Origin of the sequence: Amycolatopsis sp. (assembly GCF_035276945.1) — a bacterium.
Lineage (GTDB): Bacteria > Actinomycetota > Actinomycetes > Mycobacteriales > Pseudonocardiaceae > Amycolatopsis_E.
In genome coordinates this window covers 1-25,132 of record NZ_DATELF010000072.1, presented here as the reverse complement: position 1 = coordinate 25,132, position 25,132 = coordinate 1, and the positions used below count along the sequence as shown (strand labels likewise).

The 25,132-nt window shown below is 70.6% G+C and carries 23 protein-coding genes; 3 read left to right on the top strand and 20 right to left on the bottom strand.

Going from position 1 to position 25,132, the window contains the following annotated elements:
* Positions 1–119 precede the first annotated feature (119 nt).
* Positions 120–2,237, top strand: coding sequence for an elongation factor G-like protein EF-G2 (locus tag VJT49_RS12315; RefSeq protein WP_324164901.1), 2,118 nt, complete (start codon positions 120–122; stop codon positions 2,235–2,237).
* A 16-nt stretch (positions 2,238–2,253) separates the two neighbouring features.
* Positions 2,254–2,778: an XdhC family protein gene (locus VJT49_RS12310; protein WP_324164900.1), complete on the top strand. Its 525-nt coding sequence runs from the start codon at positions 2,254–2,256 to the stop codon at positions 2,776–2,778.
* 30 nt (positions 2,779–2,808) lie between these two features.
* Here the strand turns inward: VJT49_RS12310 and VJT49_RS12305 are convergent, their stop codons facing one another.
* The 5 genes from VJT49_RS12305 to VJT49_RS12285 all read right to left on the bottom strand — a co-directional run bounded on the left by VJT49_RS12305 (position 2,809) and on the right by VJT49_RS12285 (position 6,735).
* Positions 2,809–3,315 carry an NUDIX hydrolase gene (locus VJT49_RS12305; protein ID WP_324164899.1) on the bottom strand — a complete coding sequence of 169 codons (507 nt, stop codon included), beginning with the start codon at positions 3,313–3,315 and terminating at the stop codon, positions 2,809–2,811.
* Complete coding sequence (locus tag VJT49_RS12300; protein WP_324164898.1) at positions 3,315–4,451, bottom strand: glycosyltransferase family 4 protein; 1,137 nt, start codon at positions 4,449–4,451, stop codon at positions 3,315–3,317. The genes VJT49_RS12305 and VJT49_RS12300 overlap by 1 nt, the downstream gene beginning before the upstream one ends.
* Positions 4,452–4,598: 147 nt before the next feature.
* Positions 4,599–5,480 carry a phosphatidylinositol mannoside acyltransferase gene (locus VJT49_RS12295; RefSeq protein WP_324164984.1) on the bottom strand — a complete coding sequence of 294 codons (882 nt, stop codon included), beginning with the start codon at positions 5,478–5,480 and terminating at the stop codon, positions 4,599–4,601.
* A gap of 14 nt (positions 5,481–5,494) precedes the next feature.
* On the bottom strand, positions 5,495–6,106 hold the full coding sequence (pgsA, locus tag VJT49_RS12290; RefSeq protein WP_324164897.1) for a phosphatidylinositol phosphate synthase: 612 nt from the start codon (positions 6,104–6,106) through the stop codon (positions 5,495–5,497).
* Between the two features lie 116 nt (positions 6,107–6,222).
* Complete coding sequence (locus VJT49_RS12285; RefSeq protein ID WP_324164896.1) at positions 6,223–6,735, bottom strand: MarR family winged helix-turn-helix transcriptional regulator; 513 nt, start codon at positions 6,733–6,735, stop codon at positions 6,223–6,225.
* A 100-nt stretch (positions 6,736–6,835) separates the two neighbouring features.
* Here VJT49_RS12285 and VJT49_RS12280 point away from each other — a divergent pair, with 100 nt between their 5' ends.
* Positions 6,836–7,387: a YceI family protein gene (locus VJT49_RS12280; RefSeq protein ID WP_324164895.1), complete on the top strand. Its 552-nt coding sequence runs from the start codon at positions 6,836–6,838 to the stop codon at positions 7,385–7,387.
* An 80-nt stretch (positions 7,388–7,467) separates the two neighbouring features.
* Here the strand turns inward: VJT49_RS12280 and VJT49_RS12275 are convergent, their stop codons facing one another.
* The 15 genes from VJT49_RS12275 to VJT49_RS12205 form a co-directional block, all read right to left on the bottom strand.
* On the bottom strand, positions 7,468–8,067 hold the full coding sequence (locus VJT49_RS12275; RefSeq protein WP_414635923.1) for an HIT family protein: 600 nt from the start codon (positions 8,065–8,067) through the stop codon (positions 7,468–7,470).
* A complete protein-coding gene (gene thrS / locus VJT49_RS12270; protein WP_324164893.1) occupies positions 8,004–10,040 on the bottom strand; it encodes a threonine--tRNA ligase in 2,037 nt (678 codons plus the stop codon). Before thrS ends, VJT49_RS12275 begins: the two co-directional genes overlap by 64 nt.
* 120 nt (positions 10,041–10,160) lie before the next feature.
* Positions 10,161–10,778, bottom strand: coding sequence for a malonic semialdehyde reductase (locus tag VJT49_RS12265; RefSeq protein WP_324164892.1), 618 nt, complete (start codon positions 10,776–10,778; stop codon positions 10,161–10,163).
* Between the two features lie 84 nt (positions 10,779–10,862).
* Complete coding sequence (locus VJT49_RS12260; protein ID WP_324164891.1) at positions 10,863–11,675, bottom strand: glycoside hydrolase family 16 protein; 813 nt, start codon at positions 11,673–11,675, stop codon at positions 10,863–10,865.
* An 11-nt stretch (positions 11,676–11,686) separates the two neighbouring features.
* A complete protein-coding gene (locus VJT49_RS12255; protein ID WP_324164890.1) occupies positions 11,687–12,586 on the bottom strand; it encodes a glycosyltransferase family 2 protein in 900 nt (299 codons plus the stop codon).
* Between the two features lie 19 nt (positions 12,587–12,605).
* Entirely contained in the window at positions 12,606–12,836 is a 231-nt protein-coding gene (locus VJT49_RS12250; protein ID WP_324164889.1) for a hypothetical protein, read from the bottom strand.
* Positions 12,833–14,938 carry a hypothetical protein gene (locus tag VJT49_RS12245; RefSeq protein WP_324164888.1) on the bottom strand — a complete coding sequence of 702 codons (2,106 nt, stop codon included), beginning with the start codon at positions 14,936–14,938 and terminating at the stop codon, positions 12,833–12,835. The genes VJT49_RS12250 and VJT49_RS12245 overlap by 4 nt, the downstream gene beginning before the upstream one ends.
* Positions 14,935–16,197, bottom strand: coding sequence for a lipopolysaccharide biosynthesis protein (locus VJT49_RS12240; RefSeq protein WP_324164887.1), 1,263 nt, complete (start codon positions 16,195–16,197; stop codon positions 14,935–14,937). The genes VJT49_RS12245 and VJT49_RS12240 overlap by 4 nt, the downstream gene beginning before the upstream one ends.
* Positions 16,194–16,556, bottom strand: coding sequence for a hypothetical protein (locus VJT49_RS12235; RefSeq protein WP_324164886.1), 363 nt, complete (start codon positions 16,554–16,556; stop codon positions 16,194–16,196). Before VJT49_RS12235 ends, VJT49_RS12240 begins: the two co-directional genes overlap by 4 nt.
* A 35-nt stretch (positions 16,557–16,591) precedes the next feature.
* Complete coding sequence (locus VJT49_RS12230) at positions 16,592–18,730, bottom strand: glycosyltransferase family 2 protein (RefSeq protein WP_324164885.1); 2,139 nt, start codon at positions 18,728–18,730, stop codon at positions 16,592–16,594.
* Complete coding sequence (locus tag VJT49_RS12225) at positions 18,727–19,614, bottom strand: glycosyltransferase family 2 protein (RefSeq protein WP_324164884.1); 888 nt, start codon at positions 19,612–19,614, stop codon at positions 18,727–18,729. Before VJT49_RS12225 ends, VJT49_RS12230 begins: the two co-directional genes overlap by 4 nt.
* A gap of 210 nt (positions 19,615–19,824) precedes the next feature.
* Positions 19,825–20,622, bottom strand: a complete 798-nt coding sequence (locus VJT49_RS12220; protein ID WP_324164883.1) for a glucose-1-phosphate cytidylyltransferase — start codon at positions 20,620–20,622, stop codon at positions 19,825–19,827.
* A 490-nt stretch (positions 20,623–21,112) separates the two neighbouring features.
* A complete protein-coding gene (locus tag VJT49_RS12215; protein WP_324164882.1) occupies positions 21,113–22,213 on the bottom strand; it encodes a methyltransferase domain-containing protein in 1,101 nt (366 codons plus the stop codon).
* The gene (locus VJT49_RS12210) at positions 22,210–22,863 is read right to left on the bottom strand and encodes a PIG-L deacetylase family protein (RefSeq protein WP_324164881.1); all 654 of its coding nucleotides are present in this window, start codon (positions 22,861–22,863) and stop codon (positions 22,210–22,212) included. The genes VJT49_RS12215 and VJT49_RS12210 overlap by 4 nt, the downstream gene beginning before the upstream one ends.
* An 11-nt stretch (positions 22,864–22,874) precedes the next feature.
* A complete protein-coding gene (locus tag VJT49_RS12205; protein ID WP_324164880.1) occupies positions 22,875–24,371 on the bottom strand; it encodes a sugar transferase in 1,497 nt (498 codons plus the stop codon).
* Between the last annotated feature and the right edge of the window lie 761 nt (positions 24,372–25,132).

The following is a 25,132-nucleotide window of genomic DNA, read 5'->3' as shown; positions in this document are numbered from 1 at the left end:
GGCAGGCCACTTCGGCCTGGGCGGAACCGCGCCCTGAACGCGGGGTTGCCGGGGCGGGCCCAACGGGTGTGTGATCGAAGGCACACCCAACGACACCGACGTCCCGGGAGGCCTGCGTCATGGCCGACAAGCAACCCAGAAACGGTGATTCCGGGGCCGCGGTCGCTGTGGACGACCCGCGCATGGTCCGCAACGTCGTCCTGGTGGGACCGTCCGGTTCCGGCAAGACCACCCTCACCGAGGCCCTGCTCACGGTGTCCGGCACCGTGAACAGGGCCGGTTCCGTGGTGGAGGGCACCACGGTCTGCGACCACGATCCGGCGGCGGTCCGCCAGCAGCGATCGGTCGGCCTGGCCGTCGCGCCCGTGCTGCACGACGGGGTCAAGATCAACCTGATCGACACGCCCGGTTACGCGGACTTCGTCGGCGAACTGCGCGCCGGGCTGCGTGCCGCCGACGCCGCGCTGTTCGTCGTTTCCGCGTCCGAGGGCGTGGACGCGGCCACGGTCGCGCTGTGGGAGGAGTGCGCCGCCGTCGGGATGCCGAGAGCCGTCGTCATCGCCCGCCTCGACCACCATCGCGCCGACGTGATGGGCGAGATCGCCGCCTGCCAGGAGGCCTTCGGCGCCGGGGTGCTGCCGCTGTACCTGCCGGCGAGCGGCGGCGAGCCCGGCCTGATCGGGCTGATCACGCAGCGGCTGTACGACTACTCGAACGGATACCCGCCCGCCCTCGGCGAGCCCGATCCCGCCGACCTCGACCGGATGACCGAGGCGCGCAACGAACTGATCGAGGGGATCATCGCCGAGAGCGAGGACGAGTCCCTGATGGACCGGTACCTCGGCGGCGAGGAGATCTCCGAGGACACCCTGATCTCCGATCTGGAGACCGCGGTCGCGCGGGGTAGCTTCCATCCGGTCATGCCGGTCTGCGCGACCACCTCGCTCGGGCTGGCCGAGGTGCTGAACGGCATCGTCCGCGCGTTCCCGTCACCGCTGGAGCACCCGTTGCCCCGGATCAGCTCGATCGACGGGACGCAGACCATCGAGTTGGCGGCCGACCCGGGCGGGCCGCTCGCGGCCGAGGTCGTGCGGACCGCGGTGGACTCCTACGTCGGGAGGGTCTCCCTCGTGCGGGTGTTTTCCGGAACCCTGCGGCCGGAGCGGCCGGTGCACGTTTCGGGACATGGCCTCGCCGAACGAGGACACGAAGATCACGACGCGGACGAGCGCGTGGCGCACCTGTACTCCCCGCTCGGCGCGAATCTCCGCGAAGTGCCCTATTGCGTGGCCGGGGACCTGTGCGCGCTGACCAAGGTCGGCTCGGCGGAGACCGGCGACACCGTGTCCTCCCCGGAGCATCCGCTGCTGATGAAGCCGTGGACGATGCCGGAGCCACTGCTGCCGGTCGCGATCGTCGCGCACAACCGCAGCGACGAGGACACGTTGGCGCGCAACCTTTCCCGGCTGGTGGCCGGTGACCCGACGCTCCGGCTCGAACGCAACGCCGAGACCAGCCAGCTCGTGCTGTGGTGCATGGGCGAGGCCCACGCCGACGTGGTGCTGTCCCGGCTGCGGGCGGGCGGCGCCGAGGTCGACACCGAACCGGTCAAGGTCAGCCTCCGGGAGACCTTCGCCGGACCGGCCAAGGGACACGGGCGGCACGTCAAGCAGTCCGGCGGCCACGGGCAGTACGCCGTCTGCGACATCGAGGTCGAGCCCCTGGAGCGGGGCGCGGGTTTCGAGTTCGTCGACCGGATCGTCGGCGGCGCGGTCCCGCACCAGTTCATCCCGAGCGTGGAGAAGGGCGTGCGGGCCCAGCTCCAGCGCGGGCTGGCGGCCGGGCATCCGGTGGTCGACCTCCGGGTCACCCTGGTCGACGGCAAGGCACACAGCGTCGACTCCTCCGACGCGGCCTTCCAGACGGCCGGGGCGCTCGCGCTCAAGGACGCGGCCGCCAACGGCCGGGTCACGCTGCTGGAACCGCTGGACGAGGTGGCCGTACGGCTGCCCGACGAGCATCTCGGCACCGTGCTCGGCGACCTGTCGTCGAGGCGGGGGCGGGTGCTGGGCACCGAGTCGGCGGGCGGCGGGCGCACGGTGATCCGGGCCGAGGTGCCCGCGACCGAGTTGCTGCGGTACGCCACCGACCTGCGCTCGCTCACCTCGGGCACGGCGACGTTCACCCGGCGGCACGCCCGCTTCGACCCGCTGCCGCAAGCGCTTGCCGGCCGCTGAGTGGCACATTCGGCGCATGGCTGAACCCGAGAACGACCCGTCCTGCGCGGTCGCGCACGGCGAAGGGGAGATCCGGCATCAGGCCGCCGGGCGGACGCTGCTGGCCGTGTTCGCCTCGCCGGTCGCCGGGTTCCTGCTGCGCTACGGCCTGGACCTGGGCTACCGGCCGGTGCTCTACGAACCCGACCCGGACAAGGCCAAAGCCGCCGCCGAGACGTTCGAGGTGGTCGACGAACTGCCCGGACTGGACGAGGCGACCGAGGTGGTGGTCACCGACCACCACCGGCCCGAGCTCGGCCCCGCGCTGCGGGACGTGCTGGCCCGTCCGGTCCGGTGGGTCGGCGTGATGGGCAACCCACGGCACGCCGGCCCGCACGTCGAGGCGCTGCGGAAACTCGGCGTGCCGGAGGAGCAGATCGCGCGTGTGCACCGGCCGGTCGGGTTGAACATCGGTTCGCGCACCCCGCCGGAGATCGCCATCGCGACCCTGGCCGGCCTGCTGGCCGACCGCAACGGCCGCGACGGCGGTTTCGAGTTCTGACTCCAGCGGGCCCGCCGGCTTGCCCCAGGGCTAGGGCGCGACCGCTGAGTCGGGCTCGGCGATCTCGAAGTACTCCGGCTGCGGCGCCGTGCCCGCGAGCTTGAAGTAGCGGACCTTACGCCGCCGGCGGAGGGCGAGGGTGTCGCGGACGGCGTCGTTGTGCACCCGTCGCGCGATCACCACGCGCTGTTCGGCGTCGGCCAGTTCGTCGGCGAGCCGGGGCGGGAGACGGCCGCGGTCGATCTCGGCGAGGCGCCGGGTCAGCTCGTTCTCGGTCGCCTCCCGGTCCGGCCTCGGCGCGGCCTCCGCCGCGTCCGCGGTCTGTCCCAGGCACGCCGCCTGCTCACCGGTCAGCGCACCGGCCGCGACGGCACGTGCCACCACCGCGCGCCGGGCCAGCGCCGCGTCCAGTGCCGCCCAGCCGGCGTCCAGGCGGACGTGCAGGCGGTCCAGCCGGTTCGCGGTCGCCACCAGGAACAGGCCGCCGAGCACCACCACGGCCGCCACGATGGCCACCACCACGACGAACCAGCCCATCAGTTCGCCACCGCCTCGCTGACCCGCCGCGGATCGGCGGCCACGGCCGTTTCGTAGACCCGCAGCACCTGCGAGACCACCACGGACCAGTCGTAGATCGCCACCCGCTCCCCCGCCGCGGCGGCCAGCGATGTCCGCCTCGCCGGGTCACCGAGCACCTCGCCCAGCGCCTCGGCGAGCGCCGCGGTGTCCCCGGGCGCGGCGAGCAGGCCGGCCTTGCCGTCGTCGAGTACCCGCCGGAACGAGTCGAGCGCGCTCGCGACCACCGCGGTTCCGGAAGCCATCGCCTCGGTCAGGATCATGCCGAAGCTCTCGCCGCCGGTGTTCGGGGCGCAGTAGACGTCGACGCTGCGGAGCACACGGGCCTTCGTCGCGTCGTCGACCTGGCCGAACAGCTCGAGGTGCGGGGCCAGCGCCGGGCCCGCCATGCGCCGCAGCACCTCCGGCTCGCCCCGGCCGACGACCAGCAGCCGCAGTCCGGGAAAGCCGGGCAGCAGCAGCCGCGCGGCGTCCAGCAGGACCTCCATGCCCTTGCGGGGCTCGGTGAACCGGCCGACGAAGCCGATCGTGCCGCCCGCCCGCGGGTAGCCCTCGAGCGGCACCGCCCGGGAAAAGAACTCCACGTCCACGCCGTTGGGAATCTCGACGGCGTCCCCGCCCGCATGCTCGACCTGCACACGCCGCGCCAGCGCGGAGACGGCGATCCGCGCGGTGATCTTCTCCTGGAGCGGGCGCAGCACCGGCTGGAACGCGGAAAGCGTGCGAGACCGCGGTGTCGAGGTGTGGAAGGTGGCCACGATCGGGCCGTCGGCGACGGCCAGCGCGAGCAGCGACAGGCTCGGCGCGGCCGGCTCGTGCAGGTGCAGCACGTCGAAGTTGCCTTCCCGGAGCCACCGCCGCACCCGCGCGTAGGACACCGGGCCGAACTGGAGCCGCGCCACCGAGCCGTTGTAGGGAATGCTCAAGGCCTTCCCCGCGGCCTGGACGAACTCGGGCAGATCGGCGTCCTCGTCACCGGGCGCCAGCACCGACACCTCGTGTCCCCGGGCCAGCAACGCCTTCGCCAGTTCCACGACATGGCCCTGCACCCCGCCGGGCACGTCGAAGGAGTACGGGCAGACGATCCCGATCTTCACGCCGCCGCCTCCTGTGCCCTGCGGGACACCCGCACCCGGTCGGCCCACGCGAGCGAGGCTCCGCCATTGTCGCTCACGCGGCCTCCTGTGCCCTGCGGGACACCCACACCCGGTCGGCCCACGCGAGCGAGGCTCCGCCATTGTCGCTCACGCGGCCTCCTGTGCGGCGACGAAGTCCGTCGCCCACAGCGTCTGCATCATGTGCCAGTCGGTGGGGTGCGCGGCGATGTCGCCCGCGAAGATGTCGGCCGTCGCCTGTGTCGCGGCGGGCACCTCGGACCGCGAAGTGACCCTGATCCGCGGATGGATCCGCACCCCCCAGCCGTCCTCGGTGAACCACATGCCCACCGGCAGCAACGCAGCCCCGGTGCTGGCCGCCAGCCGCGCCGGGCCGCCCGGCATTTTCGTCGGCTGGCCGAAGAACGACACCTCGATGCCGGTTCCGGTCAGGTCACGGTCCCCGACCAGGCAGAGCACCTTGTTCTCCCGCAAGCGATCCAGCAGCAGGCGGAACGAGCCGGTGCCCCCGCTGGCCGGCACGATCTCGAAGCCGAGCGACTCCCGGAACGCCACGAAGCGCCGGTACACCGATTCCGGTTTCAGCCGCTCCACGACCGTGGTGAAGGAACCCGCGTAGCCCACCATCCACAGCCCCGCCGCGTCCCAGTTGCCCGAATGCGGCAGTACCAGCACGGCTCCGTTGCCCTCCGCCAGCGCGGCGTCGAGATATTCGACACCGCTGATCTGCTGGTCCACCTTGGCCCGGATGGCGGCGTGATCCATCGCGGGCAGCCGGAACAGTTCGTGCCAGTACCGGGCGTAGGACCGCAGGGCTCGCCGGGTCAACTCGTCGAGTTCGGCCTCGTCCGCCCGCGGCACCACCCGGGCGAGGTTGCCGCGCAGTCGCCGGGCCCCGGGACCGGCGCGTCGCGCGGCGAAATCGGCGCCGAGGGCGAACGCGGCGCCGGTCACCCCGGGCGGGAGCCGGCGGATCAGCCGCCAGCCCGCGGCATACCCCAGTTCGCTCATGCGCTGGCCGAAACTCACGAACGCGCCTCCCGCGCCGACACGGCGACGGCGGCCATCCGCTGCGCCAGCGTGATCGCGGAAAGCACGGCCAGCAGCCACAACGACGACTCGACCGCGTACGGCAGCCCGAATCCCTCCAGCCCGGTACCCACCAGCGCGACGATCAGCCGCTCGGCACGCTCGATCAGTCCCCCGTCGGCCCGCAGGCCGGAAGCCTCGGCGCGGGCCTTGATGTAGGAGATGACCTGGCCCAGCACCAGGCAGACCAGCGCGGCCGCGGCCGCGCGGAGATTGCCCGCGACCACGAAGCACCACCAGGCGATCGCGCCGAACAGGGCGCCGTCGACCAGCCGGTCACAGGTCGCGTCCAGTGCCGCGCCGAACGGGGTGCCGTACCCGCGCGCCCGTGCCATGGCGCCGTCGAGCAGGTCGAGCATGGCGAACCCCCACACCGTGAAGGTGCCGGCGAGCAGCCAGCCCGCCGGGAAGAACACCAGGGCGCAGACGATGGCGCCGGTGGTGCCGAGCACGGTCATCACGTTGGGCGTCAGCCCGGCCCGCACCAAGGCGTGCCCGAGCGGATCGAGAGCGCGGGAGACGGAGGCACGCGCGAAGATGTTCAACATCGGGTGGGCTCGGAACTCTCGGGCATGGAAGACGTCACCTAGCTGCCTGTTGCGGTTGCCGAGCGAAGCCTATCCATCCCCGGCCACGGCGGTACGCGGCGGCGCGCGGAAGCGGCTCAGCCGGCCTCGGCGGCGCGCTCGGTGGAGTCCTCGTCCAGCATCGCGGCGGCGCAGCGCGGGGTCAGCTTGTTCCGGATGGTCGCGCTGATCTCGCCCAGCGCGCGGACCTGGTCCGGGCTGAGCGCGTCGAACAGGGCCTCGCGCACCGCCTCGACGTGCCCGAGCGCGGCCGTTTCCAGCGCGGCGAAGCCCTCCTCGGTCAGCGAGGCGAACGAACCGCGTTTGTCCGTCGGACAGGTGCGGCGAGTCACCCATCCGCTCTTCTCGAGCCTGGCCACAGCGTGCGAAAGGCGGCTCCGCGACGAGCGGCACCGCTCGGCAAGGTCGCTCATCCGCAGCGTACGGCCCGGCGCCTCGGACAGCGCGACCAGGACTTCGTAGTAGGTGTGCGGCATGCCCGCGTCGCGCTGGAGCTGGCCGTCGACGTGCCCGCGGACCATGTCGACGGCCGCCAGGAACTCGCGCCACACGCCCTGTTCCGTGTCGGAGAGCCATCGTGTCCGGGACATGAGACCTATCGTACCCCCTGGTTGAACCCTCAATCACCCTTCGGTACAGTCTATGATTGAAGGCTCAACCAAGAAGTCGCAAGACGAGAAGGGGTATCCCATGAGCGCACCCGCCACCACCGAGATTCCCGGGTACATTGTCGGCACCTGGCACATCGACTCGGCACACTCCGACGTCACCTTCACCGTCCGGCACCTGGGCGTGACCAAGCTCCGTGGCCGCTTCGACCAGGTCGAAGCCACGATCGTGACGGCCGAGAAGATCCTCGACTCCAGGGTCACCGCGACCATCCAGGCCGCCAGCGTCGACACCAACAACGAGCAGCGCGACGGCCACGTGAAGTCCCCCGACTTCCTGGACGTGGAGAACTTCCCGACCCTCGGCTTCACCTCGACCGGCATCCGCTTCGAGGACGGCGAGTACCTGATCGACGGCGAGCTGACCCTGCACGGCGTGACCAAGCCGGTGACCCTGCTCGCCGAACTGGGCGGCTTCGGCGACGGGCTGTCCGAGGGCGCCAAGGTGCTCGGCGTTTCGGCCGGCACCGAGATCAGCCGCAAGGAGTTCGGCATCGGCGACAACATCCCCGCCGCCGTGGTGAGTGACAAGATCAAGATCGAGCTCGACATCGAGGCCGGCCTCGCCTCCTGAACAGCACCAGCGTGATGTCGCGAAACGGCCCCGTGTGACGCGTTCGCACGGGGCCGGTTCAATGGGAGTTCACGGCCAGGTCAGTGCCAGGCGCCGGCGAGCAGTTCCCGGGTTTCGCCGAGCAGCTGCGGGAGCACCTTGGTGTGCCCGACGACGGGCATGAAGTTCGCGTCGCCGCCCCAGCGCGGGACGACGTGCTGGTGCAGGTGCGCGGCGATCCCGGCTCCCGCGATCACGCCCTGGTTCATGCCGATGTTGAAGCCGTGCGCCCCGGACACCGACCGGATCACCGTCATGGCTCGCTGGGTGAACCGCGCGACTTCCGTCGTCTCCTCGCCGGTCAGCTCCGTGTAGTCGGCGACATGCCGGTACGGCAGCACCATCAGATGCCCGGGGTTGTACGGGTACAGGTTGAGCACCGCGTACACCAGTTCCCCGCGGGCGATGATCAGCGCCTCGGCGTCGTCCATCTCGATCAACCGGCAGAACGGGCAGCCCTCCGGCTCGTCCCCCTCGGGCTTGTCCTGGCCCTGCACGTAGGCGAGCCGGTGCGGCGTCCACAGGCGCTGCAGCGCGTCCGGCACGCCGACACCGTCCTGGGGCACGGTTTCCGGGGTCACCCCAGGACCGCCCCGAGCGCCTCCGCGTTCGGCGAACCGTTCTCTCGTCGCGCGATCCATCCCGCGATCGCCTCCACCGCGTCGCCCACCGGCACACCGTTGATCTGGCTGCCGTCCCGGAACCGGAACGAAACCGCGGCGGCCTCAACGTCGCGCGGACCGGCCAGCAGCATGAACGGCACCTTCTGGGTGGTGTGGGTGCGGATCTTCTTCTGCATCCGGTCGTCGCTGGCGTCGACCTCGACGCGAATTCCCTTGGTGCGCAACGCCTTCTCCACGCCGCGCAGATGTTCGGCATGCTCGTCGGCGATCGGGATGCCGACCACCTGCACCGGCGCCAGCCACGCCGGGAACGCGCCCGCGTAGTGCTCGGTGAGCACGCCGAAGAACCGCTCGATCGAGCCGAACAGCGCGCGGTGGATCATCACCGGCTGCTGCCGCGACCCGTCGGCCGCCTGGTAGGACAGCTCGAACCGCTTGGGCTGGTTGAAGTCGACCTGGATGGTGGACATCTGCCAGGTGCGGCCGATCGCGTCCTTGGCCTGCACGGAGATCTTCGGACCGTAGAACGCGGCGCCGCCCGGGTCCGGCACCAGTTCCAGCCCGGAGGACTCGGCCGCGACGCGCAGCGCCTCGGTGGCCTCCTCCCATTCCTCCGGCGAGCCGATGAACTTGGGCGAGTCGTCCCGTGTGGACAGTTCGAGGTAGAAGTCGTCGAGACCGTAGTCGCGCAGCAGGTCGAGCACGAAGGTGAGCAGCGAGCGCAGTTCGCCCTGCATCTGCTCCTTGGTGCAGTAGATGTGCGAGTCGTCCTGGGTCATCCCGCGCACGCGGGTGAGGCCGTGCACCACGCCGGACTTCTCGTAGCGGTACACCGACCCGAATTCGAACATGCGCAGCGGGAGCTCCCGGTAGGACCGCCCACGCGAACGGAAGATCAGGTTGTGCATCGGGCAGTTCATCGCCTTGACGTAGTAGTCGGCGCCCTCGAAGTGCATCGGGGGGAACATGCTCTCCGCGTAGTGCGGCAGGTGCCCGGAAGTTTCGAACAGCCCACTTTTGCTGATGTGCGGGGTGTTCACGAACTCGTAGCCGTGCTGCTCGTGCTTGGCCCGGGAGTAGGCCTCCAGCTCGCGCCGGACGATGCCGCCCTTGGGGTGGAACACGGCCAGGCCCGAGCCCAGCTCGTCGGGGAAGGAGAACAGGTCGAGCTCCGCGCCGAGCCTGCGGTGGTCGCGGCGCTCGGCCTCGGCGAGCATCTCCAGGTAGGCGTCCAGCGCCTCCGGCGACTCCCAGGCGGTGCCGTAGATCCGCTGTAGCTGCGGGTTCTTCTCGCTGCCGCGCCAGTAGGCCGCGGCCACCCGGGTCAGCTTGACCGCGGGGATGAACTTGGTGGTCGGCACGTGCGGCCCGCGGCACAGGTCGCTCCAGACGCGTTCCTTGGTGCGCGGGTCGAGGTTGTCGTAGACGGTCAACTCGCCGCCGCCGACCTCCATGATTTCAGAGGTGTCAATTGTGTCATTGCCCGACTTCAAATCGACGAGTTCCAGCTTGAACGGCTCGCCGGCCAGTTCCGCCCTGGCCTCGTCGACGGATTCGAAAACCCGGCGGGAGAACTGCTGCGCGCCCTTGATGATCTGCTTCATGCGCTTTTCCAGCGCGGCCAGATCCTCGGGGGTGAACGGGGTGTCGACGGCGAAGTCGTAGTAAAAGCCGTCCTTCACCGGCGGGCCGATGCCGAGCTTGGCCTCCGGGAACTGCTGCTGGACGGCCTGGGCCAGCACGTGCGCGGCGGAGTGCCGGATCACGCCGCGGCCGTCCTCGGTGTTCGCCGCGACCGGCTCGACCGGGGTGTCGGCCTCGGGCACCCACGCGAGGTCTCGCAGGCGACCCTCGGGGTCACGGACGACGACCACCGTCTCCGGGCCCTTCGTCGGCAGGTTCGCCTCCCGGACCGCGGCGCCCGCCGTGGTCCCGGCCGGCACCACCACGCTCGAGGCGGGTGCGGCTGCGGCGGGCGACGGCTGGTTCACGATGGGCTCCCGAAGGCATGCTGGAAACGGTTTGGTTACCGTCGATGCTATCCGCCGCCCGCGACCCACTTTCGGGTAGGCCGTGCCGTCCGGGGGAAGCCCCCGGCCCCCCTGCTCAGATCAGACGGCCTGCACGACCTCGTCGTAGTCCAGTCGCGGCAGCCGGTCGAACCACGGGTTCTCGCCGGGCTTGCCGACGTTCACCACGACCAGCGACTTCCAGTTCTTGCCGGCGAAGAACTCCGCGTCCACGCCGGCGTTGTCGAACCCGGTCATCGGGCCGGCGGCCAGCCCGGCGGCACGGACGCCGATGATGAAGTACCCCACCTGCAGCAGCGAGTTCAGCCGCGCGAAGCCCTCCCGCGCGGACTCGTCGCCGGCGAACAGGTCCTTGGCGTCCGGCTTGTGCGGGAAGGTCTTGGGCAGGTTTTCGTGGAAGTCGACGTCGGCGGCCAGCACGACGGTGACCGGCGCGCTCGCGGTCTTGGCTCGGTTGCCCTCGGCCATGTGCGGCAGCAGCCGCTTTTTGCCCTCCGGCGTGCGGATCACCAGCGCGCGCAGCGGCTGGGTGTTCATCGACGTGGGAGCCCATTTGACCAGGTCGTAGATGGCCTGGATCTGCTCGTCGGACACCGGCTCGTCGCTGAAGCTGTTCGCCGTGCGGGCTGCGCGGAACAACAGGTCCTGTACGTCCTGCGGCACGTGGAGCGCCTCGGCCAGGCTCGTGGTGGAGGTCATGCGCAACTCCTTCTCGTGAATCGCTGTCGCCACCTTCAACACTAGTTGAGCGCTTGACTATTTCGGGGAACGTTGTGGCACCCCTCACTTGCGGTAGATGCGCGCCCAGTCGATCTCGACGCTACTCCGCAAAGGAGGACCCGGATGCTTCCGCGTGAAGTTCTGCTGAAGCGTCAGATGCATGGGCGTGCGAGGGATGAACTTCGGGTCGCTGTAAATGCCCCACGGCACGCCGTCGAGGTAGATCGTGACGTGGTCGGGCTGCCAGTCCACCGCGAAGTTGTGCCACTGGGTCAAATCCACCGGCCTGCTTTTGAAGTACGGGCCCTTCAAATTGCCGGGGCCGTGGAGCCAGCTCTCGATGAACTGGCGGTCGGGGTCGTATTCCTCGGCGAAGTCGATTTCACCGGCGCCGGGGTAGTTCGCGTCGTCCGCCCCCCAGAGCAGGAAGACCGGGGCGAAACCGGGGTCGGCGGGGGCCGGCATGCGGGCCCGGACCTCCCAGCGCCCGTAGGTCTGGTTCTGCCGCCACGCGATACCGCAACTGGTCCCGAGCGCGTCCGGTTGCCCGGTGATGGTGAGCGTGCCGTTCCGGACCGAGCACTGCTGACCGCTCCACGACTCGTTGACCCCGTTGACCCCTTCGTAGATGTCCCACCGCGCGGTGTCGACCTTGTCACCGTCGAACTCGTCGCCCCCGGTGCGCTGCCAGCCGTAGAGCACCGCCGCTTCGGTGGAGGAAGGCTGCGCGGGAGGCACGGCCGGCACCGCGGTGGCGAAGTCCGGCGCCTGCGGTCCATCGCCGCCCTTGAACCGCTTGACGACGATGGTCAGGGCGAGGCTGGCCACGGCCACCAATACGACACAAACCCCGACCAGCACCCCTCGGCGTTTCATGGTCGGCAAAACTACCGCCCCGGCCCCGGCGGAGTCTTCACGCCCTCTCGGCGTTGGTCCGTTTCCGATCCCAGGCGCTGCGCGTGCATCGCCACAAGCAGGAACAACGCCTCTCGCCGCAACCGGGCGCCCGGCGCGTTCGCGGCGCTCACCAGCCGGTCGCGCCGGGAGAGATGCCATTCGAACTCGGCCGACAACCGCTCGGTGAACGAACGCTGCTCCGCGTATTCGGCCTGACCGGCCCGTGCGGCGGTCAATGAATCGGTCCGGATCCGGAAGGCCGCCAGTGATTCCCGCATGCCGAAGAAGGCACCGTGTTCCAGCAGGCGGATCCACAACGCGAGATCCATCGTGAAATGCCACTGGGGGTCGAATCCGCCGACCGCGTCGAAATGTTCGCGCCGGAACAGCGCGCCGCCCGGTTCGCCGAGCGGGTTCCCACCGTGCCGGACGACTTTGCGGACGACCTGGGGGGTGGCCAGGCGGCCGAGGAGGCCCCGCAGCCCACGGTTCCGGACGATCGGCTCGGAAGCCCCGTTGATCAGGTCCCGGCGCGCGCACACCAGTGCCAGGTCCTGGCCGGCCCGCAGCACCTCCCGCTGGAGTTCGAGACAGCGCGGCGCGAGCAGGTCGTCGCCGCAGACCAGTTTGACCAGCGGCGCGCGCGATTCGACGACCGCCTTGTTCCAGTTGTCGGCGAGCGAGAGCACACTTTCGTTGCGCACTACCCGGAGCCGGGGATCGGAAAACTCGCGGAGGATCTCCGGGGTCCGGTCGGTCGAGGCGTTGTCCACGACGACCAGTTCGAAGTCCTCGAAGGTCTGCGCCAGGACGCTGCGCAGGGTTTCGGCCAGAAATCGTTCACCGTTCAGAACCGGAATACACACCGATATTTCGGGCTTTCTCAGCACACCTCACCCCATCCATCGATCATGTCGCGAGCCCCGTCACGATGCGCACCACGGCGCCGGTCACGACCAGTACGGTGAGCGCCACGGCCACCACGTCCAGAACGCGGATCCGCCCGGTCCGCGCGCTGGCCGAGTCGGTCGACCGCCGTCCCACCGCCAACTCCTTGAGCACGGTCCGGACGACGAGCACGACCAGCAGGACCACCCCGAGACAGGCGGTGGCCAGGGTCAGTACGTCGGCCGAGTTCATCCGGTGTCTCCGTCGACGGGCTTGACGTCCTTCAGGGCTGGTGTGGATCGCTGGAGCACCAGTGACCCGCTGTTGTTGTACACCAGGCGGTAGGTGCCGGTGGCGCCCAGCCTCTTCAGCAGTTCGTCCCCGTACCCGGCCGGCACCCCGTCGAGGATCCGGAGGTAGGCGAGCTGGGGTCCGGTGAGGACGAGGTAGTCCGGTCCCTTGTCGCGGACGCAGTCGACCACGAGGCTCAGGTTGTCCACCTGCGCGCAGTAGACGTCCACCATGGACTGCTCAACCTCACCGACGCGCATGAAGTCGACGGGGACCGCGTTGACCAGCGAATCGACCCGCTCCCCCGGCCGGGCTCGCTCCACCGCCCAGGTGACCGCGGCGACATCGCTCGAGCTGGCGGTGGTGTAGGCGTCGTTGCCGCCCCGGGCGGTGATCGTCGCCGCGGTCAGCACGGTGAGCACCAGCCACGGGATCGCGGCCACGGCGAGGGTGTGGGCGGGCCGGTTCTTCAGGCGCAGCCGCCGCGCGCTCATCGTGGCGCGTTCCAGGGCGATCCCGCTGGGCAACGCCATGATCGGCAACGCGAAGAGGTAGCAGCGCATGAACACCTCGCCGCCGTACGACTGGGCGAGCGCGAGCCCGAACGGCGCGGCACACAGTGCGGGCAACAGCCATGACCGGAGGCCGTCGCGGCGGCGCATGAGGTAAATGCCCGCCGCGGCCAGCGCGATCACGAAGCCTGTCGTGGCGACACGCACCATCAGCACGACCAGGTGGCCGAAACTGCCGGAGAACCGGCTGAACAGGCCCTGGCCGACGTTCGAGCCGACGTCGCCGAGCGGGCCCAGGATCAGCTGGATGAGCTGGCCGCTCCAGAAGTCCTCCGCGCCGAGCGAAAACCAGACCACCGCGGCGCCGACCATCACGAACGGCAGCCACGCCGGCCAGAGCCTGCCGAACAGCAGCAGCACCAACAGCAGCCCGCCGAGCACGAAGGGGGTGAGCTGGTGGGTCGGCGCCAGCCCCAGTCCGATCAGCACGACCGCGCCCTGCGCGACCAGCCGTGCCTTCGGGCTCGACCGGGGCGCGAGCCGGGCCCGTAGCCGTGCGCGCACGGGCTCCGTCAGGCGCGGGCGCACCAGGTGCCGGAAGGTCAGGGTGAGCGCGGCCAGGGACAGCACCATGGTCGTGGCCTGCGGCGAAAAGTAGTCCTGTTCCGTCCAGTTCCCGCACAGGAAGACCCAGGGCGCCAGCCACGACGCCCGCCGGTTGCCGAGCGCGGACACCGCGAACGCCCGCACGCCCAGCACCATCAGCCCTTCCAGCACCACCGGCGCCCAGTTGAGCAGGGGCACCGCGCTGGGCAGGCCGGCCGCCTTGGTGATCATGGCCACCAGGGAGAAGAAACCGGCCCAGGAAAAGCGGGCGTCGAAGTGCTGGAGAACTTCGCCGTGGTCGGCGATGTATTCGGCGAAACCGGCATGCAGCCATGAGGTCGGCAGCCGGGCTTCTTCCTCCACGGCGGGCTGCAGCCCATACACCATGATCACGCCGATGGCGGTGTACAGGGAAAGGAGCCAGTTTCGGGGCTTGTACCGCAGCAGTTCGAACATTACGGCGGCGATCAGGGCCGGATACGACAGCAGCGTGGCCACCGACAGTTCGGCGATCAGCCCGGCGCCGCCGATCTGCGCCGGTGAGATCGGGCTCAGCCCGACGACCCACAGAATGACCGCGACGGCGGCCAGCCCGGGCCCGAAGAACGGATCCGTCAGGAACGCGGGCTTGCCGAAGCCGTGCCCCGGGCGCGGGGGCGGGGGCGGCTCGGCGGGAACCGGCGCCGGGAGCGGCGGCTGTGGTGGCTGTGGCGGCGCCAGCGAGCCGGCGGCCGGCATGTAGTGAGTGACCGTACCGGGTACGCCGGCAGGTTTGCCGCCGGGCGTGCCGGTGGGCGCCGGGTAGTGCAAAGGCCGGTTGGGAATCGGGTAGCGATGGGGGCCGGGGGGCTTGCCCCCGCCCGGGATCTGGGAGGTGAGCCCGCGGAAGGCACGGGCGGGCTGGTTCCCCCGAAACCCCCACGGGAACCGGGTCGGCGCGTTCACGTTCGGGCTCCGCGCAGCTGAGCACGGATGCCGACCAGCACCGCGGCGGCGAGCCCGCACTGAGCGGCCAGCAGGCCCACACCGAAGGCCAGCTGGCTGGGCATCACCAGCGCGAGCCCGACGGCGGCCACGGTCGTGACCGCGTGCAGCCGCGCGACTCCCAGGCCTCGGCCCGCACCCAGGTGCACGGCGACGCCGAGCACGACGACCAGCCGCGGGAGCTGCGCGCACAGCAGCACCCGGAAGAGGTCCGCGCCCTGGCTGTACTCCTCGCCGAAGACACCCAGCAGCACACCGGCGAGCAGGCCGCCGGCGAGCAGCGCCGGGACGAACACCAGCGCCAGCCGTACCGCCGTGTGGACGACCAGCCCGCGCGCGTGCCCGGGCTCGGCCGACAGCCGCACGACCAGCGGGTTGACGAAGACCGTCGCCGCCAGGTCCAGTGCGTTGATCGCGGTCCAGACCACGAAGAACACCGCTTCGGCCCCCGGCCCGAACCGGTGCAGCATGATCAGCGGCACCAGGTTGTAGAGGGCCACGACGCAGACGGTCGCCGGATAGGTGGGCGCCAGCAGCCGGAACACCTCCCGCCGGTCCGGCATCGTCCCGGGCGTCCGGTCCGGCCGGGCGAGGCGGAACACCAGCACCGTGACGGCGAACACGCACAACGCCGTCGGCACCATCCAGGACAGCAGCAGCGCCAGCGCGCCCGCCAAGGGCGCCAGCACACCGAGGAAGACGAGGCGGGACAGGCCGAAGAAGGTGTTTTCCACGAGTACCCAGCGGGGGCGCTCGAGTCCCGTCAGAACGGAGTCCTGGAACTGGAACAGCGTCCAGCAGATTGTCGCGGGAATGAACAACAGTGCCCCCGCGGGCACCCTGTCCACGACCGTCCTACCTTCCGGGACCAGCACGAACACCATCGCGCCCACCAGGCCACCCAGCGAAACCACCAGGTAGCTGTTGCGCAGCAGGCGGCGGCGGAAGTGCCCGGCGCGGGGCAGCCAGCGCAGGACCGCCGGTCCCAGCCCGAGTTCGGCGATGCCGGCGACCAGCAGCATCCCGGAAATGAAGGCGGAGGCGTGCCCGACGTCCGCGGCGGGCAGCAGCCGGGCGGCGAGTATCCAGCCGAACATCCCGGCCAGCGCGCTGATCGCCGTGCTGGCCGACAGGGCGACACCGTCGCCGAGCATGCCGCGGCCCAGACCGGACTCTTTGGCCTCTGCGGCAGGCTGGTGCGGCCTTACCTGTCTGCTCATCTGGCACCGGCCTCGGCCGGCCTGCTCCGCAGCACGTGGTGCACCAGCAGGGGAATCGTGAACGTGGCCAGCAGAACCACGGCGGGCCCCGGATGCCACAGCTTGGTCAGGACCAGGAACTGCGCCACGACGATGGAGATCGACAGGGACAGCCCCACCGCGCTGATCCAGGTCACCGACAGATGCCGCACGTTGAGGTAGGAGATCAGCGCCCAGCCGGGCACCGTGCCGACGAACAACAGGATCACCACGGGCCTGACCGGACCGGCGAAGTCCGCGGCGATCATGGCCACGGTCATCGCGCACACGGCGAGCAGGCAGTAGGCGGTGATCCGCCGGATCCGCAACTGCTCGCCCACCCGTACCCTTTCCCCAGTCCCGTCCCCGGCCATGGTCACTCGCGTTTCGCGGGCGATGACCGCCTCGCCGCCCATGCGCGCGCGAACGCCACGGGGCCCCCGAGCATGCCACACCGCTCATCGCGGCGAAGCTGCCGGAGCCGGGCCCTGGCCGCGCGGTCGGACAGCGGCAGTTCCGGGGTGGGCACCGCCAGCCGCGCCAGCCCGCGCGGAACCCGGCGCAGGATGGAGAAGACCACGCCCGGCTGGCGCATTACGGACAGCAGCAGCATCGCCGAGAGGCCGACGCCGTAGCCGCGCATCTGCTCGCGGAGTTCGAGCCAGTCGGCGCGGTGGGTGTGCCGCGCGACCGCGTGCGGGGTGTACACCAGGGTGCCGTCCGCGCGGGCCAGCCGCACGAACAGGTCCAGGTCCTCCCCCGCCATGGCGGGCGTGCCCGCGCCGAGCAACGGGTCGAACCCGCCAAGGCTTTCGAACGTCGACCGCCGCCACGTGGTGCAGCTGCCGGGGCCGTAGCGCGCCATCGACAACGGGTAGAGCGGGTCTTCGCGGACCGTTTCCCGGTCCAGCCGCTGGCGGCGCACCGCCTGGCTGTAACCCTTGAGCCGTTCGAACAGCACCTCGGCGTCGGTCTCCAGGCTCGCCGGCAGCACCAGCGCGGTCACGCAGCCGACCGCCGGGTCGGTGGCGAACTCCTCGGCCACCGCGTCGAACCAGCCCGGCTCGACGCTGATGTTCTCGTCCACGAACGCGATCAGCTCGCCGGTGCTTTCGCGCGCACCGGTGTTCCTGGCGACGCTGACCCCCTTGCGCGGCTCCACGAGGTACCGGGCGCCGAGCATCTCGACCTCGGCGCGCAGCCACGAATCGCCGCCGGGTTCGGACGGCAGGTTGTCCACCACCAGGATTTCCAGCCGCGGATACCCGGCGGCGAGCGCGGCCCGCACGCTGGCGACCGCCTGGGCCTTCCGGTGCGCGGTGGGGATCACCACGCTGATCAGCGGCCGCTCGAACGCGGGCGCGCGCCGGGGCTCCCCTCTGGGGATGAACTCGTCCAGCCGCACCACGCCGTGCCGCACCGGCAGCAGGACGACGTCCAGGGTCCGCTCACCGTCGCGCAGGAGCAGCTGGGCGGCGCGGTAGTGGCCCACCGTCCTGGCCGGCACCGGCAGCTCGACCGGTGCCCTGGAAACGTCCACAGTAGACACGTGGATCGGGCCGTGCACCAGCCGCGGCCTGCTCGGGCGGATGTGCAGCCGCGGCCCGGCCATCGCGCCACGCAGGTAGCCCGCGGCGGTCGCGGAAACCACCGTGCCCAGCGCGAGCACGCCCGCGCCGCGGCCGCGCGCGAGTTCCCGCAGCACCGCGGCCGGGATCACCTTGCGCAGGTAGTCGCGTTCGGTGGAAAGCGCTGCCTCGGCACCGACCGTGCGCGAGACCTGAGCCTTGGAAATCCCCTCGCCCCAGCCACGGCGGCGCAGGTACGACCAGGTGAGCCGGTCGGCGGTGACCCGGTGCCGGATCGCCGCCCCGGGGCGGAACAGGATCACCGAACCCGGCGAGGCCTGCCGGAGCCGGATGCACAACTCGGTCTCCTCGCAGCCCAGCGGGGTGCGGCCGACGCGGCCCAGGTCCTCGGCGAACCGGCCGGCGAGGCGGAACGCCTCGCGCCGGAAGGACATGTTGCAGCCCATCAGGTTCCGCACCGGGGTGTCCACCGTCGGCTGCCCGACGTAGGTGCAGCCGACCACCCAGTCCAGTTCACCGGGCAGCAGCCCCGGCCGCGTGCCGCCGGGCCAGACCGGCCGCGCCGAACCGCCGACCGCCAGCACCCGCCCGTCGCGGTAGCCGGCCAGCAGTTGTTCGAGCCAGTCGGGCTCGGCGACGGCGTCGTCGTCGAGGAACGCGATCACGTCGCCCTTGGCGAGGTCGATCGCGGTGTTGCGGGCGCCGGAAAGCCCGCGCTTGCCGGTGTTCTCCGCCACCGTGATGCCGACGAACTCCGCGGCCGCCCGTTCGGCCAGGCGCGGATTGCAGTCGACCACGACGATGATCTCGCCGGCGGCCACGGTCTGCTCACGGACCGAAACGACCGCCGCCACCAGATCGTCCCAGCGCCGCTCGGTGTAGGCACAGATCACCACACTGGTGCCCAGGTCTGGCGAACCGCTCATGTGGTGCCTTCGGCTTCCAGCAGGGGCGCCGGCAGGAAGCCGCCGAAGCGGCGGGTGCGGCGCTGCTGCCCGACCCGCTGCCATTCGGCCACGAGCGTGCGCAGCACCCGGCCGCCGTCGCTGAACGTGCGCAGGTTCGTCTCGCCGTGCCGCCGCCGCCGCTCGACACTGGGTACCTCGGTGATCCACAGGCCGAGCGCGGCCACGCGGCAGTTGATCACCGTCTCGATCTCGAAACCGTCGCCCCACAGCATGGTTTCGCCGGGCGCGGCGAAGATCGGCGGGAGCGAGAGCAACGGCACCAGGTCGCGCCAGAACGCGTTGTAGCCGTAGCAAAGGTCGGTGAAGCCGCCGCTGAACAAGGTGTTGCTCAACCGGTTCAGACCAAGGTTCCCGGCGGCGCGCAACCCGGTGATGTCGTGACTGCCGCCGCCCGGCGCGAACCGGGTGCCCTTGGCGAAGTCCGCGCCGCCGACGAGCGCGCCGACGAACTTCTCGATTTCGGCGGGGTCGGCCGAGCCGTCCGCGTCGAACATCACGATCACGTCGCCGGAGGCCGCGAGGAAGCCGCACGCGAGCGCGTTTCCCTTGCCGCGCCTGGTCTGCTGGATGACCCGCACGCCGGGCAGCGCCGCGCGCGCGACCGCGGCGGTGTTGTCGGTGGAATGGCCGTCCACGACGATGACCTCGTGCACCGGCGGCAGTACGGGCAGGACCTCGCGCAGGTTGGGCGCCTCGTTCTTGGCCGGGACCACGATCGAGACCAGGGGAGCCGGGCCGCGCCGGGGCGCGCGCGCCGCCGCGCGGGCGAGCGCGTCGCCCAGGTTCTCGAATTCATCGAATTCGGTTGTGGTGACCGGACGTGGGGTGTCGGTGATGGTCACTCGTGTCCTCAAGGGGGTCGGGGATCGGGGATTCGGGGTTACAGAGCGGGGAGCCTGTCGGAGGACGCATGTCACCCCGGGGAGGTTCACCTCCGTCCGGCGGCTAATTTCCCTTGCTCGTGCACGGTTCGCGGCCAGGTCGACCGCGTGTGCCGCTGAGTGAGACCAGAGCGGTGGCCAAGTCGCGGTGGCGGCGGCGCGCTCGCGGCGTCATGCCCGCGCTCCCGCCATGAGCTCGTCCCGTTCCCACGACATCCACGGGCGGGCACCGCTTTCGTAGGCGGCGTCGAGCGCGGCGCGTTCCTTGAACGTGTCGGCGGCCTGCCAGAACCCGCGGTAGGGGTAGGCGATCAGCCGGCCGCGCCGGGCGAGCGCGCCGCAGGTGTCCTCGACGAGGTCGCCGTTCTTCGGAAGGTGGTCGAAGATCTCCTGCCGCAGCACGAAGTACCCGGCGTTCTCCCACACCGGCAGCGCTTTCGCGGAGCTGACCGACCGCACCTGGTGGCCGTCGAGTTCGACGGTGTGGAAGGACACCTGCGGCGGCACCACCATCATCGAGGCACCCGCGTCGCTGCCGGCCAGGTTGCCGACCATGACGTCGAGCGGGGCGTCGGTGAGCACGTCGGCGTAGCTGGCGAGGAACATCTCCTCTTCTTCGACGTGCTCGCGGACCCGCCGCAGCCGCTCGCCGATCGAGGACTCCAGGCCCGTGTGCACGAAGGTGATCCGCCAGTCGCCGATGTCGGCGGACAGCAGTTCGACCCGGCCGCCGCGGAGGACGAAGTCGTTGGAAGCGGTTTCAGTGTAGGTGAGGAAGGAGTCCTTGATGTGGTGCGCGCCGTAGCCGAGGCAGAGCAAGAAGTCTTGGTGACCGAAGTGCGCGTAGTAGCGCATCACGTGCCACAGCAGCGGCCGGGGGCCGACCATCTGCATGGGCTTCGGCACGTCGTCGGCGGGCCCGTTGCGCATGCGCATGCCGTAGCCGCCGCAGAAGAGGACGACCTTCACGCTGAGACCTCCACGCGGGAAATGGGAAAGACGAGGCGCCCGAAGGCATATTCGGAAAAGGTGGCGGCCGGATCGCTCGGCGGCACAATCGCACCCGGTGGCAACCCGGCCGGAGTCGCGAACGCGACGGATATGCTGGTTCCGACCGATCGGGCCGGCTTTTCGGCGGAAAAAATTCACCAGAAGCGCCCGGACCGGCCACGCGCAGCAAGTCTCGGGCGGCGAACTCCGGGCAGGCATCACGGGAAGCGCGCCGCAAGCGCGCCCCCGCCACCATCCCCCGATCTTGTGATCCGCCCGCCATCGTCGCCCCTGTTGCTGCTCGTGACACGTCCGGGACCCGGCACGTCACGGTGACTATAGAAGGACGACCGGCGCGTGTTACGCGCAACCGGGGCATCATATGACGGCAAACGGGTGAATCTCACAACGCTCAGTGTCCGTCACCGGACCACTCGTCACCGTTAGAGAGTACCCTGACCAGCCACGATCAGGTCAAAATCCATTCACAGCCCGTGTCGAGGACCGGATACGCCGCCCGCACCTCGGCCAGCAGATCGGGCACGAACAACAGCACCACGTCGGGCGGGGCCACGGTCAGGCGCTCCGGGCCGACGATCGGAATGCGGCTCGCCGGCATCCGCCGCCCCACCTTGCCGGCCGAAATATCCACGATCGCCGGCAACAGATCGGTATCGATTCCGGCCTGGCGAAGTAATACGACCGCGCGGGACGCGGCGCCGTATCCGAGAACACGTTTTCCGTCCTTTTCGCACCGCGCCAGGCGATCCCGCAGAGATTCGCAACTCCGGGCCACCTCGCGGTCCAGTTCGACGACTTTCGGGATCGCGGTGACACCCGCCGCGAGTTCGGCGGTCGCCAGCCTGGCGGTTTTTTCGTCCGCTTCGACCGAATGGCCGAGTTCGAGCAACACGGTTCCGCCGTAGAGCGGGAAAGTCCAGCTGCGGCCCGGCCGCAGGCCCGCCGAGCCGGCGAGGGTGATCGCGGCGGGTGTGGAGTAGTAGGCGAAGTGCCCGTGCCGCAGGGCGTTCCACTGCCGCTGCGCGAGGATCGAGGCGAGCGAGTGGAACTGCATGAGCACCACGCCGCCGGGCGCGAGCCGTGCCGCCCGCCCGGCCATCGCGGTGCGCTGGTCGGCCTCGTGCATCATGCCGAAGCAGTCGAGCACCAGGTCGGCCGGCTCGCCGTCGCGAGCCTCCCGCATCCCGGCCTCGCACAGCAGCGGCAGCCAGGACCCGCCGTGCGGGCTGCCGAACTCGGCGACCGTCCCGCCTTCGCGGAGCAGCCCGGCCTCGCCCAGCGCCCGCACCGCGTCGGCGGCCTGCTCGGTCAGCGCGCGAGGCTCCACGCCCGCCGGCTCCTCCCTGGTCCCGGGATCCTCGACCAGCTGGGCCAGCGCGCAGGAGGCGCACATCCACATCCGCAGCGGGAACAACGGATCCGGGCCGGGATCGGTGACGAGCGGGAACAGGTCACATGGCGGCTGCAGCCCGAGGTCCAGGACAATGTCCCCGTCGGTCCCGCCGCAGGCCCGGCAAACCGGCACGATCCCCTCCCCTTCCGCGCTCACGGCCGCGCCGCGACAGTGAGAGCGAGCTTTTCGACGTGGAAAGCCTCCGCATACGGCGCGTGCTGCTGAATGCCGCGCAGCCTCGCCAGGCTCAGGAAAGCGTCCTCGGTGTACCAGTCCTTGCCGTGCTGTGACGGGTAGTGCTTGGCGAGCAGGTCCGCCTTGCGCCGCGCGGTCTCCTCGGTGAGCGGCTGGTAGACCGCGGGCTGACCCAGGTCGCCGTCCCACTTGACGATCTCGTAGCCGAGCGCGAAATGGTCGCGGAACACCTGCGGCACCAGCTCGGCCACCAGGCGGTGGTCCTGGTGCCGGTCCCCACGGTGCGGCGCGAACACCAGATCCGGCTCGCACCGCTTGCGCAGCGCGGAGATCGCGTCCTTGGCCGCCTGCCAGTGCACCGGCATCCGGCCGTCCGGCAGGTCCAGCACGGTCAGCTCGACCTGGGCGGGAGCGCAGAAATCGGCCAGTGCCGCGCGTTCCTCGCCCGCACGGGCAGTGCCGCCGCCACCGAGCACGAGCACGTGCACGGTCAGGTCCGGACGGTTCGCGCACAGCGTGAGCAGGGTGCCGCCGGCACCGATGGGCAGGTCGTCGCAGTGCGCGGCCAGCAGGGCGACCTGCCGGATTCCGGGCAGTTCCAGGGAAATCACGAGCGCCCAGCCTAGTAAGCGCCACGGCCGCCGAGCACGGCCCGCGCGGTCTTCCACAGGATCGCCAGGTCGAGCGCCAGTGACCAGTCCTCGACGTAGCGCAGGTCGAGCCGGACGCTCTCCTCCCAGCTCAGGTCGCTGCGCCCGCTGACCTGCCACAGCCCGGTGATGCCCGGCTTGACCAGCAGGCGGCGCTGGGCCGCGCGCTCGTAGCTCAGCGTCTCCTCGGGTAACGGCGGCCGCGGGCCGACCAGCGACATGGTGCCGCTCAGCACGTTGAACAGCTGCGGCAACTCGTCCAGGGAGTACCGGCGCAGCACCGCCCCGACACGGGTCACCCTCGGGTCGCGCCGCATCTTGAACAGCGGGCCGGCGCCCTCGTCGGCGGCCAGCAGCTCGTTCCGGATCGCCTCCGCGTTGACCACCATGGTGCGGAACTTGATCATCATGAAGGCGTCGCCGTCGCGGCCGATCCGGCGCTGCCGGTACAGCACCGGCCCGCCGTCGTTGGCCTTCACCAGTGCCGCGATCATCAGCAGCAGCGGAGAGAGCAGCAGGATGCCGAACGCGGCCAGCGTCCGGTCGACGACATCCTTGATCACCCGCCGGCCGCCGGTGAACGCCGGCGCGGTGACCCGCAGCAGCGGCATGCCGAGCACGCCGGAGAAGTTCAGCCGTGGCCCCGCCACTTCCATCAGCACCGGCGCCACCACCATTTCGGCCCCCGTGCCTTCGAGGTCCCAGGCGAGCTGTTGCAGCCGTTGCGGGGTCCAGTACGGGGCGGGAGTGACCGCGACCACCCGGTAACCGCCCCGGCGCACCTGGTCGGCGACCTGGTCGAGGCGCCCGGCCACGGCCACGCCCCCGATGTCGCCGACGCCTTTTTCACTGCCGCGCTCTCCCGTGCACACGGCCTCGACGCGCCATCCGACATGCGCGTCGGCCCGGGTCCGCTCGATCAGTTCCCGGACCGTGCCGGGGCCGCCCGCGGCCATGACCGGCAGCATGCACTGCCCCCGGCGGCGGGCCCGGTGCAGCGTCTGCCGCAGGAGGTAACGCTGGAACAGGGCGAGCACGCCGACGGCGGGGACCACGAGGAACACCCACGGCTGCACGTCGAGCGCCCCGAACAGGATGCCGGCGAGCGCGACCAGGACCGCGGAAACGAGCAGGCCGCGGACCAGGCGCCGGTACTCCTCGGCACCGTCGCCCAGCACGTGCTGGCTCCACGCCCGGCTGATCGGCAGCACGCACAGGATGGTGGCGGCGGTGCCCGAGGCGTGCAGGAAGTAGGGCTGGCGGGTGATCCGGAGGATGATCATCGCCGCCGCCGCGATCACCAGGAGGGTGGCCATGACGTCGCTGGAGACCACGAGCACCCGGTATCGGCTCTCCCAGGCGCTGGCCCCCACCCTGGCCTGGGATTTCGAGCGCCGCGGCGCGGGCCGCAGGCCAACCCCCAGCTGTGCGTCACCGACCTGGATCGGTCTGTCCACCGGCTCGTCCATCCGACCTCCCGCTGTGCGGCTGTGGGGACGGCGCGCGCCCCGCCCACGCCGAAAAAATTACCGAAAGTAATCGTCTTTTCCGGCGCGGCCCCCGTCTGTGTGCCGTGCCAGACCTGGAGTCGGCAGGGTTCCTGAGTCCGTTACATAGGCGATAGAAAGAATTTCGAAGCGATAGGACACGTTGCGGTCAGGGCGGATCACCGCATGTTACCGTTACTCAAATCCGAACAACTACTGAAAGTAGCTAGTAAATTCACCACGGGGTGAACTTGCTCGCGAGATGCCCAATATAGGACGCGACCTCCTCCGCCCGGTCGGGCAACCCGAACCCGGCCTCCGTCACCCCCGCTTCGGCCCAGCGCGAGCACATCGTGACCGGCTTCCCGGCGAGCGCGACGCAGTTAGAAGACGGCGAACCCTGGCCAGCGCGCGAGTCGGCCTCCCGCGACGCGCGAGTCGGCCTTTCGCGACAGGCGAGTCCGGCTTTCGTGACAGGCGAGTCGGGCTCCCACGACAGGCGAGTCCGGCTTCGGCGCACGCTGAGGCTCCCTCGCCCACGAAGAGGGAACTCAGGCATCGCGAAAGCCAGACTCGGGTGTCACGAAAGCCAGACTCAGGTATCGCGAAAGCCAGACTCGGGTGTCACGAGGGCCGGACTCGGGTGTCACGGGAGCCCGACTCGGGTGTCGCGGGAGCCCAACTCGGGTGTCGCGAGGGCCGGACTCGGGTGTCACGGGAGCCCGACTCGGGTGTCACGGGAG

Excerpts from the sequence above, each read along its gene's own strand:
- pgsA (WP_324164897.1), bottom strand. The coding sequence starts at position 6,106 with ATGTTGAACATCTTCGCGCGTGCCTCCGTCTCCCGCGCTCTCGATCCG.
- VJT49_RS12285 (WP_324164896.1), bottom strand. The coding sequence starts at position 6,735 with ATGTCCCGGACACGATGGCTCTCCGACACGGAACAGGGCGTGTGGCGC.
- VJT49_RS12240 (WP_324164887.1), bottom strand. The coding sequence starts at position 16,197 with ATGAGCAGACAGGTAAGGCCGCACCAGCCTGCCGCAGAGGCCAAAGAG.
- VJT49_RS12310 (WP_324164900.1), top strand. The coding sequence starts at position 2,254 with ATGGCTGAACCCGAGAACGACCCGTCCTGCGCGGTCGCGCACGGCGAA.
- VJT49_RS12275 (WP_414635923.1), bottom strand. The coding sequence starts at position 8,067 with ATGGATCGCGCGACGAGAGAACGGTTCGCCGAACGCGGAGGCGCTCGG.
- VJT49_RS12205 (WP_324164880.1), bottom strand. The coding sequence starts at position 24,371 with ATGGACGAGCCGGTGGACAGACCGATCCAGGTCGGTGACGCACAGCTG.
- VJT49_RS12280 (WP_324164895.1), top strand. The coding sequence starts at position 6,836 with ATGAGCGCACCCGCCACCACCGAGATTCCCGGGTACATTGTCGGCACC.
- VJT49_RS12305 (WP_324164899.1), bottom strand. The coding sequence starts at position 3,315 with ATGGGCTGGTTCGTCGTGGTGGTGGCCATCGTGGCGGCCGTGGTGGTG.
- VJT49_RS12315 (WP_324164901.1), top strand. The coding sequence starts at position 120 with ATGGCCGACAAGCAACCCAGAAACGGTGATTCCGGGGCCGCGGTCGCT.
- VJT49_RS12250 (WP_324164889.1), bottom strand. The coding sequence starts at position 12,836 with ATGAACTCGGCCGACGTACTGACCCTGGCCACCGCCTGTCTCGGGGTG.
- VJT49_RS12295 (WP_324164984.1), bottom strand. The coding sequence starts at position 5,480 with ATGAGCGAACTGGGGTATGCCGCGGGCTGGCGGCTGATCCGCCGGCTC.
- VJT49_RS12230 (WP_324164885.1), bottom strand. The coding sequence starts at position 18,730 with ATGAGCGGTTCGCCAGACCTGGGCACCAGTGTGGTGATCTGTGCCTAC.
- VJT49_RS12260 (WP_324164891.1), bottom strand. The coding sequence starts at position 11,675 with ATGAAACGCCGAGGGGTGCTGGTCGGGGTTTGTGTCGTATTGGTGGCC.
- VJT49_RS12265 (WP_324164892.1), bottom strand. The coding sequence starts at position 10,778 with ATGACCTCCACCACGAGCCTGGCCGAGGCGCTCCACGTGCCGCAGGAC.